This window comes from Ensifer sp. D2-11 (assembly GCF_054161295.1).
The window spans coordinates 1,638,712-1,652,167 of sequence record NZ_CP096434.1 but is presented as its reverse complement, the minus strand read 5'-3'; the positions used below and the strand labels follow the sequence as shown (position 1 = coordinate 1,652,167).

The window sequence follows — 13,456 nt, the reverse complement described above, 5'->3', positions numbered from 1 at the left end:
GTTAAATTTCCTTACTTTGGCGCATGCGCAATGTGACCTTTCGCCAGCTCCGCACCGTCGAAGCCGTTTGCCGGTTGGGGAAGATCAACCTTGCCGCCGAAGCCTTGGGACTGACCGGACCGGCGCTCACCCTGCAGATCCAGCATCTGGAACGGGACGCCGGCATTGCGCTCTTCGACCGCACGCGCGGCGGCATGGTGCCCACGGCCTACGGCCTCGCCTTTCTCGAGGCTGCGCGGGCGATCGAGGACAGCCTCATCGCCCTCGAGGATTCGATCGACGCCATCAAGGGACTCAGAACCGGGCGGTTGCGCCTCGGGGTCGTGTCGACCGGCAAATATTTCGCGCCGCAGCTGATTGCTGCCTTTCGCGATCAGGTCCCCGCCGTGGAGATAAATCTCTTCATCGGCAACCGTGCCGAAATCATCGCCAAGCTGCGGGACCACGAGATCGACATCGCTCTGATGGGGCGGCCGCCGCGCGATTTCGAGGTGAGGGCGCAGGTGTTCGGCGATCATCCTCTGGTCTTCATCGCCCCGGCCGGTCACCCGCTCGCAGGCGTGCTGGAGATTTCACGGGAGCGGATCGCGCAGGAACAGTTCCTGGTGCGCGAAAAAGGATCGGGAACCCGGATATCGCTCGAAATCTTCCTGAGCGACACACCGCACGAGCTCGAGGAGCTCGGCACAGAGATCGCTTCGAACGAGACGATCAAGCAGGCCGTCATTGCCGGTCTCGGTATCGCCTTCATCTCGGCGCATACGATAGAACAGGAGGTAAAGCTCGGCAGGCTCGTGATCCTCGATGTGATCGACACGCCGATCCGCCGGCAGTGGTTCACCGTGTCGCGCCTGGACCGTGTCGCCACCCCGGCCATGCAGGCTTTCGAGCGGTTCGTGCTGGCATCCGGCGCGCGCTATCTGCCTGTGGTCAGCAAGCCTTATCCGGCCAACGCCTTCGGCTAGATGCGAGCTTCATGTGGGCGGAAAGCGGCGTCGACCGACACCTAGGTCGTAATTGTGGGGTACCACATCGCTTGCTACCATGCGCCCAAGAGGAGATTTTACGATGCCTAAAGCCCGGCCACGGCGCCGCCGGGCTCTGCCGGAGCAGCGGACTGCCGTTCCGGCGCCTTGACCCGGGCAGGGACTGCTACAGGTCCTGCCTGGTTTCATGCCCGCCCCGACCGCAAGGGCGCCTGCCGGAACGGGAGCGAGCACAACGACCCCACGGGCGAATGGAGGAAGTATGGCCTGGCATAAACCGAAATTCATCGAAGTCAGCTGCGCTATGGAAATCACCCGCTATGCTCCTGCGGACGGGGATGAACCGATCCTCTTCTGAAGGCCAGCTTGACGAGGATCGGTAAGGCATCAGGTATCCCGGTGAACAAAACGTCCGATCTTCGCATCATCGTCTTGGGGGCCGCCGCCGGCGGCGGTCTCCCGCAATGGAATTGCGGCTGTCGCAACTGCGCGATGGCGCGCGATCCGGCCTCCGGCCTCAGACCGCAAACCCAGTCGTCGCTTGCGGTGAGCCTCGACGGCGAGAGCTGGACCGTCTTCAACGCCTCCCCGGACATCCGCCAGCAGATTCAAGACAATCGCCCGCTTCAGCCACGCCGGCTGCGCCACAGCCCCATCGAGAGCGTGGTGCTGACGAATGGCGACATCGACCATCTGGCAGGGCTTCTCGTTTTGCGGGAGAAGCAGGCATTCACCCTGTTTTCGACCGGCGCAGTCGGCCGGATCGTCTCCGACAATCCGGTATTCCAGGTCCTCGATCCGGAACTGGTGTCAAGAAAGACCATCGAAATCGATGAGGCGTTCTCTCCGCTGTCGGGCCTCGCGGCGCGGCTCTTCGCCGTTCCGGGCAAGGTGCCGCTTTTTCTCGAGGACAGCGAGCCCGAGCTGGGCATCGAGGGCGAGCACACGGTCGGGCTCGAACTGGAGGCCGCCGGCAGGCGGGTCTATTATGTTCCGGGCTGCGCCGTGATGACGGATAGCCTCGCCGCGCGCCTGCGCGATGCCGATGCTGTCTTCTTCGACGGCACGCTCTTTTCCGATGACGAGATGATCCTGACCGGGACCGGCCGCAAGACGGGCCGTCGCATGGGCCACATGCCGATCGACGGGGAAGGCGGCAGCCTCGATGCGCTCGATCCCTTGAACATCCGCAGAAAGATCTATGTCCATATCAACAACACCAACCCGATCTGGCGGGCCGGCAGCGAGCGCGAGCGCGTCGAGGCCCGCGGTTTCGAGATCGGCTATGACGGCATGGAGGTCCGGCTGTGACGACGGCAACTGACAGACAAGCTTTCCATGCCCGCCTGCTGGAGATCGGCAAGGAGCGCTACCATGACAAGCATCCGTTTCATGCGATGCTCCATGGCGGCGGTTGCACGACGATGCAGGTCCGCGCCTGGGTGATCAACCGCTATTATTACCAGAGCCGCATCCCCATGAAGGATGCGGCCTTTCTGTCGCGTTGCGACGCCCCGGATATGCGCCGGGCCTGGCGCTCCCGCATCGAAGATCACGACGGCGGTGTCGAAAAGGGCGGCGGCATCCGGCGCTGGCTGCGTCTCGCCGAGGCCGTGGGACTCGATCCAGCCTATGTCGGCTCGGCGAGGGGCGTTCTGCCGTCGACCCGGTTTGCCGTAGACGCCTATGTTTCCTTCGTGCGTGAGAAGCCGCTGCTGGAGGCGGTGGCCTCCTCGCTGACGGAGCTTTTTGCGCCGAAGATCCACTCGGAGCGCATTGCCGGGCTGCTGGAGCACTACGCCTTCGCCGACGAAGCGGCGCTCGCCTATTTCCGCCAGAGGCTGGCGGAGGCGCCCCGGGATGTCGAGTTCGGCCTCGCCTATGTCCTGGACCATGCCGACACGCGGGAAAAGCAGGACGCGGCCGCTCAGGCACTCACCTTCAAGACGGATGTTCTCTGGGCCCAGCTCGATGCACTTTATTCGGCCTATGTCACGCCGGGGCGCATTCCGCCGGGGGCCTGGGACGGCCGGGAGGGGGTGATCCGCGAACCGAGAGCCCGGGAGGCGGCGGAATGACGGCGGACGCGCCCGTGATTTCAGGATCGAGCGTCGTCAAGCTGGCACGAGGGGTCCGGCTGCATGAGGATCCGGTCCGCGGCCAGACCGTGCTGCTGGCTCCGGAGCGCGCCATGGCCGTGGACGACATCGCCGTCGCCATCGTTCAGGCTCTCGATGGTGAACGGAACCTCGACCGGATCGCCGCCGACTTCGCCGAGAAGTTCGACGCCCCCGTCGAAGAGATCGCCGAGGATGTCAGGACTTTCGTCCAGGAGCTCTCCGTCCGCCGCATGCTGGAGATCGTCCAATGAGCGACACTATCGCCCGGCCAGCCGAAACTGCCCGCACCTTGCCGCGCATTCTTCCGCCGATGGCCATGCTGGCGGAACTGACGCATCGCTGTCCGCTCGCCTGCCCCTATTGCTCCAACCCGATCGCCCTGACGCAAGCCAAGGAAGAACTGTCGACAGAGGAATGGACGGGCGTCTTCGCGCAAGCCGCCGATCTCGGCGTCCTGCATCTGCACCTGTCCGGCGGGGAGCCTGCCGCGCGCCGGGACCTCGTCGAATTGACGCAGGCGGCAAGTTCGCTCGGCCTTTACACCAACCTGATCACCTCCGGCGTGGGACTGACGGAGGCGAGGATGAACAGCCTCGCCGATGCCGGACTCGACCATATCCAACTTTCCATCCAGGGCGTTTCTCCCGAAAGCGCCGATCGGATCGGCGGGTACAAAGGCGGCTATGAACGGAAAATGGCGGTTGCAGGCTGGGCGGCCGATGCCGCTATACCGCTGACGCTGAACGCCGTCTGCCACAGGCAGAACATGGGCGAGATCGATGAGATGATCGAGCTGGCTATCCGGCTGAAGGCGCGCCGCATCGAAGTCGCCACCGTGCAGTTTCACGGTTGGGCCGAGCGCAACAAAGAGGTTCTCATGCCGACCCGCGAGCAGGTGGAACGCGCTACGCGAAGCGTCGCCGAAGCACGCGAGAAATATCAGGGCATATTGGTGATCGACTATGTGCCCGCCGATTATTATTCGAAGTATCCGAAGGCCTGCATGGGCGGCTGGGGCCGCGTCGGCTTGAACGTCACGCCGTCCGGGCGGGTGCTTCCATGCCATGCCGCCGAAACCATTCCGAGCCTCTCCTTCGAGAACGTGCGCGAAAACTCGCTTTCCAGCATCTGGTACGAGAGCAATGCGTTCAATGCCTATCGGGGCGAGGACTGGATGCCGGAGCTCTGTCGGAGCTGCGAGCGCAAGAAGGTGGATTTCGGCGGCTGCCGCTGCCAGGCGATGGCGCTTGCCGGCGACGCGAGCGCAACGGACCCGGTCTGCATCCGGTCTCCGCTTCGCGATCGCCTGACGCTCGAAGTGGAACAGCTTTCGGCACCGTCGGTCGTGCCGATGAATTATCGCGGCCGGGCATAGCCGATAAAGACGCCGGCACGCTTCACTGGTTGGAAACAGTGAAGCGTACCACGAGCGGCGGGCAGATCTTGCGGCTTCAGGATCGGGCCGCATCGGCGCGCTGCCGGCGGAACTGCACTGTCGGGAGGCCACCCCAGCCCCAGTTATCGAGGTCGACTTCCTCGATAACCACATAGGTGGATTCGAGCGGCTTGTTCAGGACATCGAGGAGCACTTCGCTGACGCCCTTGATGATCGCGGCCTTCTCCTCTGCGGTGACCGAGTTGCGTCCGGGTGCGCTTCCCTCGCGGGTAACCTGTACGGTGACGATAGGCATGGCAGTCTCCTTTGCTGCTTTGGTTTCGTGTTTGGTCGCGGGGGGGCGATATGCCGTTTACCAGCGTCCGGCGTTCTGACCGCCGTCGACATGGAGGATCTCGCCGGTGATGAATCCCGCGTTTTCGAGGTAGAGGACGGCATCCACGACGTCGCGAATTTCGCCCATCCGGCCGACCGGGTGCAGGCCGGCGAGCGTCGAATGCGTCTCAGCCGGATGCATCGGGGTCTTGATTACCCCGGGGGAAACCGCGTTGACGCGAACGCCGCTTCTGGAAAATTCCATCGCGAGCGACCGGGTCACCGCGTTCAGGCCACCCTTGGTGAGCGACGCGAGCGCTGAGGGCATGCCCACCATCGGCTGATCGACGAGGCTGGTGGTGATGTTGACAATATGACCCGAACCCTGCTTCAGCATTTCCGCCGCGGCTCGCTGGGTGATGTGGAAGAAGCCGGCGACGTTCACCCCGAGATTGTGGTCGTAATCCTCCTGGGTCATCTCGACGAACGGCTTGGCGAGGAAAACGCCGGCATTGTTAACCAGAGAGTCGATGCGGCCGAAGCGCTCGATTCCCTCGCGCACGATCCGGTCGGCGGTCTCCAGTTTGCTGATGTCGCCGGCGACGGTATGGATATCCGGGTCGGCGCTCGGCTTGATGGATCGGGAGGTCGCGACGACGCGGTAGTTCCGGTCACGATAGGCGCGAACCAGTCCGGCGCCGATGCCTTGCGAGGCGCCGGTGATGACGACGACTTTCTGTTCGCTACGCATGATGTGATCCTTTCTCGATCGCAGCGGCCGCTTCCTGCGTCCGCCCTCCGCCCTCGGGCGTTGGTGCAATCGAAATTAGATCGATGCGTCGTTTGGGAGAATTGCCGCTGCTTGATCGACACTCAACCGAATATCGGCACAATCACGTAAGCGTGCCAGCCTCCGCTGCCATGCGCGCAAATTCGGAGCGCAGACGCGGCGCCGCAAAGTCGACAAATGCGCGGACTTTGGGGACCGACATGCGGCCCTGCGGTGCAACGAGATGCGCCGGCAGAGGCGGATGCTCGGCATCGGAGAGCACGATCTCGAGGCGCCCGTCTTTCACATATTCCGCGACGTGATAGGAATAAAGCCGCGTTAGGCCGCGCCCGGCAGCCGCCGACGCGGCGGCGGCGCGCACGCTGTTGACTATGCACCTCGGCGTAAACTGGATCGTTCTGGGGATGGACGAGCCCTTCGCCGGTGTGAAGCTCCAGGACTCCAGACCGAAATTGGTGAAGGCCAGGATTTGGTGCTTGGCGAGGTCGGCCGGTTCTTCGATGCGGGGGTGATTGGCGAGGTAGCGAGGCGAGGCGACCACCACGCGCCGCACATCCCCGCCGAGACGGGTGGAGATGAGCGACGAATCCGCCAGTTGACCGATGCGCAGCGCAATGTCGACGCCTTCGTCCACCAGGTTGACGAAGCGATCGAGGAGAAGAAGGCGGATCGAAACGGTCGGGTAGAGATCGAGGAAATCATCCAGGATGGGGCGAAGTATTTCCTCCCCGAGGATTGGTGGCGAGGAAATCGTCAACATCCCGCGGGGGGCGGAGCGTTCCCCGCCTGCGAGCATGTCGGCTTCCTCGAGATCGGTCAGTACCCGTCGGCAGGCGGCCGCATAGCGTTGGCCTGCTTCGCTCAGTTTGAGGGTGCGGGTCGTCCGATGCAGAAGCTCGACGCCCACATGCGCTTCGAGGAAGCTCAAGGCGCGGCTCACCGCCGTCGGCGAGCGCTTCAGGCGGCGGGCCGCCCCGGCGAGGCTGCCCTCGTCGATCGCCGCGACGAAAACTTTCATTGCATCGATGCGGTCCATATTCTGCCGATCCCCGGGACAGTGACTGCTGCAGAGCGAGTATTCACCCCAGAACGGCAATGCGCAATGATGGCAAAGCTGTACTGGCCGGCAATCCTGCGGGAGCTTCGCCAATATACGGTCACGGCTCGATAATAGGCTGCGTATCCGCGCGATCCGGCGTTTGGAAACGCCTCAACGAAGGAGAATGACCATGAAGATCCTGATGGTTCTGACTTCGCATGACCGGCTCGGCAACACGGGCAAGCCGACCGGCTTCTGGCTGGAGGAGTTTGCTGCGCCCTATTACGTGTTCAAGGACGCCGGGGCAGAAGTCACGCTCGCTTCGCCCAAGGGCGGCCAGCCGCCGATCGATCCCAAGAGCGACGAGCCAGCCAGCCAGACTGCAGCGATGGGGCGGTTCAAGGACGACCCCGCCGCCAGGACAGCATTGGCAAATACTCTGAAGCTAGGTGAAGTCAAACAGGAGGACTACGACGCGGTGTTCTATCCGGGCGGACACGGTCCGATGTGGGACCTCGTCAATGACAGGAATTCCATCGCCCTTATCGAAGGCTTCTACGACGCGGGCAAGCCGGTCGCCGCCGTCTGCCATGGCCCGGCTGTCCTGACGCAGGTCACTCATCGCGGCGAGCCCATAGTCAAGGGAAGGCGCGTCACGGGCTTCACCAATTCCGAAGAGGAGGCCGTGCAACTGACCGATGTGGTGCCCTTCCTGGTCGAAGACGAACTGAAGCGCCTCGGCGGGCACTACGAGAAGGCCGAGGATTGGGCCGACTTCACGGTTGTGGACGGCAGGCTGGTCACCGGCCAGAACCCGTCTTCGTCCACTTCCGCCGCCAGCGAACTGCTGAAGCTTCTGCAGTAGTCTTCCTCGTCGGCCGGCATGACGCTGCAGAAGGCCCGTGCGGCCTTCTGCACTCCGATACAGATCCCCTTGTTACGAGACACAATCGGGATACCTCGCTCTGGTCCTATGCTCCGCGTGTCAAGCGCGACCGCCGCCGCAAGAGGCGCAGGTCCAATGCAGAGGGACGAAAATGATCCTTTTCACGATAGCTTATCTCGCAGGTGTGCTGACAATCCTCAGCCCCTGCATCCTCCCGGTCACGCCCTTCGTGTTTTCGCGGGCCGGCCAGCCCTTCGCCAGGAGCCTTCTTCCGATGCTCACCGGCATGGTTCTCACATTCGCGGGCGTGGCCACACTCGCCGCGCTCGGCGGTGACTGGGCGGTACAGGCGAATGTGGCCGGACGGTATGCGGCGATCGCAGTGCTGGCCGGTTTCGGCGTGACCCTGCTTTCGACGCGGGCCGCGGCCCTGTTCACGCGTCCGGCCGTGGCACTCGGCAGCCGGCTCTCACAAAAAGTGGCCGGTCAGCCGCCGAGCGTCGGAGCGTCGCTCCTTCTCGGTGTTGCAACCGGACTTCTTTGGGCGCCCTGCGCGGGCCCAATTCTGGGCCTGGTGCTGACCGGCGCCGCCCTGCAGGGTGCCAATGTCGAGACCACGCTTCTGCTGGCGGCCTATGCTGCTGGTGCGACGACTTCGCTGGCCTTGGCCGTTCTTGCCGGAGGGAGAGTGTTTGCGGCGATGAAGCGCTCACTCAGCCTTGGCGAGCGGCTCCGGCAGGGCCTCGGCGTTGCCGTGCTTGCAGCCGTTGCCGCAATCGCGCTCGGGCTCGATACGGGGCAGCTTGCGCGCCTCTCCTATGCAAGCACCGCGGCCATCGAGCAGTCGCTCCTCGACGGTGTGCGGGGCGACTCCGTCGAAGAGAGGGCGATCGCGCCAACTGCCGCCGGCGGCGAGGGCCCGGCCTACCGAAGCGACTTGCCGGTGGAAGGCATGTTCCCGCCGCTGGAAGGCGCCGTCGAGTGGGTCAACTCGAAGCCCTTGAGCGTGGAACAGCTGCGCGGCAAGGTCGTGCTCGTCGATTTCTGGACCTACTCCTGCATCAACTGCATCCGTACGATCCCCTATGTCCGCGCCTGGGCCGAGAAGTACCGGGACCAGGGGCTGGTGGTGATCGGCGTGCATGCACCCGAATTCGCCTTCGAAAAGCGCATCGACAACGTCAGGAGCGCGGTGGCGGATTTCCATATCCGCTATCCCGTTGCGATCGACAACGATTTCGCGATCTGGCGCGCCTTCGGCAACAGCTACTGGCCCGCGCACTATTTCATCGATGCGGAAGGGCGGATCAGGCACCATCACTTCGGCGAGGGCGATTATGCGCGCTCGGAGCGCGTCATACAGGAGCTGCTCGCGGAAGCGGCAGCGAGCCCCCGGGCCAACCGTGCTTTCATGCAGCCGGATGCGACGGGCGCCGAAGCCGCGCCCGAGGTCCGGCGCGAGTGAATTGTAGCCTACTGTATCGGCGCCCGTGAACTGTACACGGGCTTTCAATTGCAGTCGGGCGGGCTCACAATCGAGATACATCACCATCGCATTCCGCAGCTGTGGTTCACATAATCCGGAGAAGTTCGATGACAGGGGAATTCAATCTGCGGCGGCGGAGGTTCATGGGAGTGGCGGCATTGACCGTCGCTGCGGCGCATTTCGGCATTGGACGCGCCGCCCTCGCAAAATCAACGAGTGAGGCTCGCATTCCGGCGACAACGCCGGGGACGAATACATCTTTCGCTGCGATAAAGCAGATTGACGCGGGGGTCCTCAACATCGGGTATGCCGAGGCGGGCGCGAGCGATGCGCCTGTGGTCATCCTGCTGCATGGCTGGCCCTATGACATCCACACCTATGTCGATGTGGCGCCCCTGCTCGCGAAGGCGGGCTACCGGGTCATCGTTCCCTATCTGCGCGGCTACGGCACGACGCGTTTTCTCTCCCCCGATACACCGCGCAACGGTCAGCAGGCGGCGATCGCCGCCGATATCGTCGCCCTGATGGATGCGCTCGGCATCGAGAAGGCCGTCATCGCCGGCTGCGATTGGGGCGCGCGAACCGCCAATATCATCGCCGCACTCTGGCCGGAGCGCTGCAAGGCATTGGTTTCGGTGAGCGGCTATCTGATCGGCAGCCGTGAAACCAATAAAAAGCCTTTGCCGCCGAAGGCGGAGCTTGCCTGGTGGTACCAGTTCTACTTCGCCACGGAGCGCGGGCGCGCGGGCTATGAACAGTACCGGAAGGACTTCGCGAAACTCATCTGGCAGCTCGCATCGCCGAAATGGAATTTTGACGACGCCACCTTCGATCGAAGCGCTGCGGCCTTGGACAACCCGGATCATGTCGATATCACCGTCAATAATTACCGCTGGCGGATCAGCCTTGCCGACGGCGAGAGCAAATATCACGGGCTGGAAAACAGGCTTGCCGAACTGCCGGTGATCGGTGTTCCGACGATCACATTGGAGGGCGATGCCAACGGCGCTCCGCATCCGGAGCCCGCGGCCTATGCCAAGAAGTTCTCCGGCAAGTACGAGCACCGGCTGATCTCGGGCGGCATCGGTCACAACCTGCCGCAGGAAGCCCCACAGGCCTTTGCCCAGGCGGTCGTCGACGTCGATCGCCTCTGATCGCCTTCGCCTGTGGAGCAATGTCTTCGTATCGAACTGTATCCGCAGGCGGTCCGTGAGGATTGGCTTACAATTTCAGCCCCTTGCGAAACATCCCATACACATGCGGGGCGGCATATGTCTCTCGACAGTCGGACGAGGCATGAAGCTTCCGTCCCGCATCGTCAACCGAGAAGGCACATGGCGCCTTGCGCCTCCCGAACAAGAGGAGAATGACATGACCATTGCAATCAACAGCGAAAGAGCCCGGCCGGTCGACATGAAGCTCGAGGTTATCGTCGTGCCCGTGTCGGATGTCGACCGCGCGAAGGAATTCTACGCGAGCCTCGGCTGGAGACTCGACGCCGACTTTGTCGGTGCCGACGGCTACCGCGTGATACAATTTACCCCGCCCGGATCCGGTGCCTCGGTCATCTTCGGAAGGCATGTGACCGATGCGGAGCCGGGTTCTGCGCAGGGACTGTACCTCATCGTCTCCGACATCGAGGCCGCCCGCGAGGAGTTGCGCGGTCGCGGCGTCGACATCAGCGAGGTATTCCATGCGGGCGACGTGAATGCCGGCAGCGACGAGCCCTATCTGTTCGGGACGCATCGTGCCGGCGGCCGAGATCCCGAGCGCCGCAGCTATCGTTCCTACGCGTCGTTCCGCGATCCGGACGGCAATGGCTGGCTGTTCCAGGAGGTCACCGCGCGATTGCCCGGGCGCGTCGACCCGGACGCCACGGCGTTCAGTTCGGCCGCCGATCTCGCAGCCGCGTTCCGCCGCGCCGAAGCGGCCCACGGCGAGTACGAGAAGCAGCTCGGACACAGGGACGAGGACTGGCCCATCTGGTACGCCGATTACATTGTCCGGGAGCGGACCGGCGAGCCACAGCCAGCCTGAGACACTGCAGGCTGAAAACGATCGTGCATAGCGGGGCGGCCGAGACCGCCCCGTTCGTTTTGGTAAGCTGCTCGTCTTGCGGATCAGACGGGGGTCGAAATCTGGAGTCTATGACGGCTGCCGCGAGATGAATGATGGCGGTTCTCCTCGCTCTCATCTCTGTGCTTGTCACAGAGATGAGAGCAGCTCCGCGTCTGCGGCGCGGGAAGCGTTGTTTCAGCCCAGGGACTCGGTCTGGCTGGATCCCTGTGACGAGCACAGGGATGAGGAAATCAGACAAGCCGCGGCGGGGCATCCCGAATCTCAACAGGCCTGAGGGAAAGCTCCGCCGCAAGGCCGCCACCGTCTCGGTTGCGCAAGGTCAGGGAGCCGCCGATGACCGTTGCGAGCTGTTGGGCGATTGCGAGGCCGAGCCCGGTCCCGCCCGTATCCCGGCTGCGTGATTGCTCCAGGCGGAAGAAGGGCTGCAGAACCGCTTCGAGCTGGTCTTCCGGAATGCCGGGACCGCGATCGAGGACCTTTATGATCACGGTGCCCTCGGAGCGGCGCTGAACCTCGATCTCGGCGCTGCCGCCGAATTTCAGCGCATTGTCGATCAGGTTGGTGAGAATCCGTCTCAAGGCGTGCGGCCGGGTCACGATTGCGCCGTCACCCAATTCGGCGACCGTGACGGCCTTGCCGGTGTCCTGATAATCATACGCCAAACTCTCGATGAACGAGGCGAGATCTATGCGGGAAGCCTTTTCGTCCTTGCCGTGGGCGCTGCGCGCATAGGCAACGCCCTCCTTGACGAGACGTTCGACCTCGTCGAGGTCCGTGATCAGCTTGTCTCTTTCGATGGACGCTTCGGCCATTTCCGCGCGGAGTTTCATCCGTGTGATCGGTGTTTGCAGGTCATGCGAAATCGCGGCCAGTATCTGCACGCGCTCCCCCAGATACTGCGCGATGCGATCCCGCATCGCATTGAATGCCGTCGCCGCGTAGGCGACTTCCCTCGGTCCGGTCTCGCTGAGGCGCGGCGTCCTGCTGTTCGGATCGAGCGTGTCGGCGGCCTTCGCCAGATCGGCGAGCGGGCGGGTGGCCTGGCGCACGGCAAACCAGCTGCACAGGACCAGAAGGGAAAGCTGAGCGACGAGGACGTAAGGCAGCCAGTCGGCAACCGGCATGACGCCCCTTGGCGTGATGTCTATGGTCAGCGGCTCGCCGTCGCTCAAGCGAAGATGCGCCTGAAGACGGCGGACGCCGCCGGGAATGGATTCGACCTCGATCGGGTATTTCGCGCCGATTGCAGCCCGGACCTTGTCGGCGACCTCGGCGTCGGCCTCGTTGAGCACGCGACTGCCCGGAAGGCCCCGCCCCAGGACGAAGCGGTAGGACCCGCGCTCGAGCCGGCCCAGCCACGCGGCGCGTTCGGTCGCGGGGAGCCGGTCGAGAATGGCGATCGACGTCGCGACGTCGGTTTCGAGCGTATTGAACATCACCGATCTGGCGGCGATGTAGCGTTCCGAAAACAGCGCCGCAAACGACATGGCGTGGGCGATCGTCAGGCCGGCGAGAAGGATAACGAAAAGCCGCGCCCTCAGTGTGCGCGGCCATAGGTGAACACCATGGAGAATCGACCGCGCCGCCATCAGCGGGGCTCCATGATCTCGACCGGCACCGAGAAAACATAGCCTTCGCTGCGGACGGTCTTGATGTAGGTCGGTTCCCGGGCATCGTCGCCGAGGCGCTGGCGTACCCGGCTGACCAGGAGATCGATCGATCGGTCGAAGAGTTCGGCTTCGCGCCCCTGTGTGAGGTTGAGGAGCTGATCGCGGTTGAGGACGCGCTGCGGGTGATCGACGAAGACGCGCAGCAGCCGGTATTCGGCGCCGCTGAGTGCAATCGCAGTACCATCCGCATCGATGAGATGCCTGGCCGTCGTGTCCAGCCTCCATTGGCCGAAACGCAACAGCTGACCTGCCTCCGAGACCTGCAGGTTCGCCGGCAGCATCCGCGCGCGCCGCAGGACCGCCTTGATGCGGGCGAGCAGTTCGCGCGCCGAGAAGGGTTTGGCGATATAGTCGTCGGCGCCCATTTCCAGCCCGATGATCCGGTCCATCTCGTCCGAGCGGGCGGTCAGCATGACGATGGGCGTCGCCTTGTGTCTGCCGACACGCAGCTCGCGGCTCAAGACGAGGCCGTCTTCGCCCGGCATCATGAGATCGAGGATGATCAGATCGACCGTATTCGCCTCGAGGAAGGTCCGCATCTGCCGCCCGTCGGCAACGGCGGTCACCCGCAGACCGTTCTTCTTCAGGTAAGCGGACACAAGCTCGCGGATTTCCCGATCGTCATCGACGATCAGGATGTGGTCGATGTGCTCCATGGCAAGACACCCCTTTGACCGCCATTTCTTATC

Annotated in this window: 14 protein-coding genes and 1 pseudogene; 10 read left to right on the top strand and 5 right to left on the bottom strand. The window is 63.7% G+C overall.

From position 1 onward, the window contains the following. Nucleotides 1-23: 23 nt before the first annotated feature. The 6 genes from M1D34_RS24845 to pqqE all read left to right on the top strand — a co-directional run bounded on the left by M1D34_RS24845 (nt 24) and on the right by pqqE (nt 4,481). Nucleotides 24-965 carry a LysR family transcriptional regulator gene (locus M1D34_RS24845; protein WP_003528716.1) on the top strand — a complete coding sequence of 314 codons (942 nt, stop codon included), beginning with the start codon at nt 24-26 and terminating at the stop codon, nt 963-965. Nucleotides 966-1,248: 283 nt separating this feature from the next. After that, the gene (gene pqqA / locus M1D34_RS24840; RefSeq protein ID WP_003528714.1) at nt 1,249-1,344 is read left to right on the top strand and encodes a pyrroloquinoline quinone precursor peptide PqqA; all 96 of its coding nucleotides are present in this window, start codon (nt 1,249-1,251) and stop codon (nt 1,342-1,344) included. 41 nt (nt 1,345-1,385) lie between these two features. Beyond that, entirely contained in the window at nt 1,386-2,297 is a 912-nt protein-coding gene (pqqB, locus tag M1D34_RS24835) for a pyrroloquinoline quinone biosynthesis protein PqqB (protein ID WP_498782939.1), read from the top strand. Continuing rightward, on the top strand, nt 2,294-3,064 hold the full coding sequence (gene pqqC / locus M1D34_RS24830; protein ID WP_498782937.1) for a pyrroloquinoline-quinone synthase PqqC: 771 nt from the start codon (nt 2,294-2,296) through the stop codon (nt 3,062-3,064). The genes pqqB and pqqC overlap by 4 nt, the downstream gene beginning before the upstream one ends. Continuing rightward, a complete protein-coding gene (gene pqqD / locus M1D34_RS24825) occupies nt 3,061-3,357 on the top strand; it encodes a pyrroloquinoline quinone biosynthesis peptide chaperone PqqD (RefSeq protein WP_003528708.1) in 297 nt (98 codons plus the stop codon). Before pqqC ends, pqqD begins: the two co-directional genes overlap by 4 nt. Next, nucleotides 3,354-4,481 carry a pyrroloquinoline quinone biosynthesis protein PqqE gene (pqqE, locus tag M1D34_RS24820; protein WP_498782935.1) on the top strand — a complete coding sequence of 376 codons (1,128 nt, stop codon included), beginning with the start codon at nt 3,354-3,356 and terminating at the stop codon, nt 4,479-4,481. Before pqqD ends, pqqE begins: the two co-directional genes overlap by 4 nt. A 76-nt stretch (nt 4,482-4,557) precedes the next feature. Here pqqE and M1D34_RS24815 read toward each other — a convergent pair whose 3' ends face one another. The 3 genes from M1D34_RS24815 to M1D34_RS24805 form a co-directional block, all read right to left on the bottom strand. Then, nucleotides 4,558-4,797, bottom strand: a complete 240-nt coding sequence (locus M1D34_RS24815) for a tautomerase family protein (RefSeq protein ID WP_498782933.1) — start codon at nt 4,795-4,797, stop codon at nt 4,558-4,560. A 57-nt stretch (nt 4,798-4,854) separates the two neighbouring features. Further along, entirely contained in the window at nt 4,855-5,568 is a 714-nt protein-coding gene (locus M1D34_RS24810) for an SDR family NAD(P)-dependent oxidoreductase (protein WP_498782931.1), read from the bottom strand. 142 nt (nt 5,569-5,710) lie between these two features. Next, nucleotides 5,711-6,643, bottom strand: coding sequence for a LysR family transcriptional regulator (locus M1D34_RS24805; RefSeq protein WP_498782929.1), 933 nt, complete (start codon nt 6,641-6,643; stop codon nt 5,711-5,713). A 193-nt stretch (nt 6,644-6,836) separates the two neighbouring features. Here M1D34_RS24805 and M1D34_RS24800 point away from each other — a divergent pair, with 193 nt between their 5' ends. From M1D34_RS24800 to M1D34_RS24785, 4 genes and pseudogenes are all read left to right on the top strand, one after another. Continuing rightward, entirely contained in the window at nt 6,837-7,511 is a 675-nt protein-coding gene (locus M1D34_RS24800) for a type 1 glutamine amidotransferase domain-containing protein (protein WP_498782927.1), read from the top strand. Between the two features lie 172 nt (nt 7,512-7,683). Continuing rightward, nucleotides 7,684-8,985: pseudogene (locus M1D34_RS24795) on the top strand (cytochrome c biogenesis protein DipZ); the annotation flags it as partial. Between the two features lie 140 nt (nt 8,986-9,125). Next, nucleotides 9,126-10,172 (top strand): alpha/beta fold hydrolase, encoded by a 1,047-nt coding sequence (locus M1D34_RS24790; protein ID WP_498782925.1) that lies wholly within the window; start codon nt 9,126-9,128, stop codon nt 10,170-10,172. 142 nt (nt 10,173-10,314) lie between these two features. Then, the gene (locus M1D34_RS24785) at nt 10,315-11,055 is read left to right on the top strand and encodes a VOC family protein (RefSeq protein WP_498782922.1); all 741 of its coding nucleotides are present in this window, start codon (nt 10,315-10,317) and stop codon (nt 11,053-11,055) included. Between the two features lie 272 nt (nt 11,056-11,327). On the opposite strand, the gene M1D34_RS24780 is transcribed toward M1D34_RS24785, so the two are convergent. Together M1D34_RS24780 and M1D34_RS24775 are read right to left on the bottom strand one after the other, a co-directional pair. Beyond that, on the bottom strand, nt 11,328-12,686 hold the full coding sequence (locus M1D34_RS24780) for an ATP-binding protein (RefSeq protein WP_498782920.1): 1,359 nt from the start codon (nt 12,684-12,686) through the stop codon (nt 11,328-11,330). After that, entirely contained in the window at nt 12,686-13,423 is a 738-nt protein-coding gene (locus M1D34_RS24775) for a response regulator (protein ID WP_498782918.1), read from the bottom strand. The genes M1D34_RS24780 and M1D34_RS24775 overlap by 1 nt, the downstream gene beginning before the upstream one ends. Nucleotides 13,424-13,456: the final 33 nt, after the last annotated feature.

Bases quoted from the DNA above. Each gene is read 5' to 3' on its own strand.
- M1D34_RS24845 (WP_003528716.1), top strand. From the start codon at position 24: ATGCGCAATGTGACCTTTCGCCAGCTCCGCACCGTCGAAGCCGTTTGC.
- pqqA (WP_003528714.1), top strand. From the start codon at position 1,249: ATGGCCTGGCATAAACCGAAATTCATCGAAGTCAGCTGCGCTATGGAA.
- pqqD (WP_003528708.1), top strand. From the start codon at position 3,061: ATGACGGCGGACGCGCCCGTGATTTCAGGATCGAGCGTCGTCAAGCTG.
- pqqE (WP_498782935.1), top strand. From the start codon at position 3,354: ATGAGCGACACTATCGCCCGGCCAGCCGAAACTGCCCGCACCTTGCCG.
- M1D34_RS24815 (WP_498782933.1), bottom strand. From the start codon at position 4,797: ATGCCTATCGTCACCGTACAGGTTACCCGCGAGGGAAGCGCACCCGGA.
- M1D34_RS24810 (WP_498782931.1), bottom strand. From the start codon at position 5,568: ATGCGTAGCGAACAGAAAGTCGTCGTCATCACCGGCGCCTCGCAAGGC.
- M1D34_RS24805 (WP_498782929.1), bottom strand. From the start codon at position 6,643: ATGGACCGCATCGATGCAATGAAAGTTTTCGTCGCGGCGATCGACGAG.
- M1D34_RS24800 (WP_498782927.1), top strand. From the start codon at position 6,837: ATGAAGATCCTGATGGTTCTGACTTCGCATGACCGGCTCGGCAACACG.
- M1D34_RS24790 (WP_498782925.1), top strand. From the start codon at position 9,126: ATGACAGGGGAATTCAATCTGCGGCGGCGGAGGTTCATGGGAGTGGCG.
- M1D34_RS24785 (WP_498782922.1), top strand. From the start codon at position 10,315: ATGAAGCTTCCGTCCCGCATCGTCAACCGAGAAGGCACATGGCGCCTT.
- M1D34_RS24780 (WP_498782920.1), bottom strand. From the start codon at position 12,686: ATGGCGGCGCGGTCGATTCTCCATGGTGTTCACCTATGGCCGCGCACA.
- M1D34_RS24775 (WP_498782918.1), bottom strand. From the start codon at position 13,423: ATGGAGCACATCGACCACATCCTGATCGTCGATGACGATCGGGAAATC.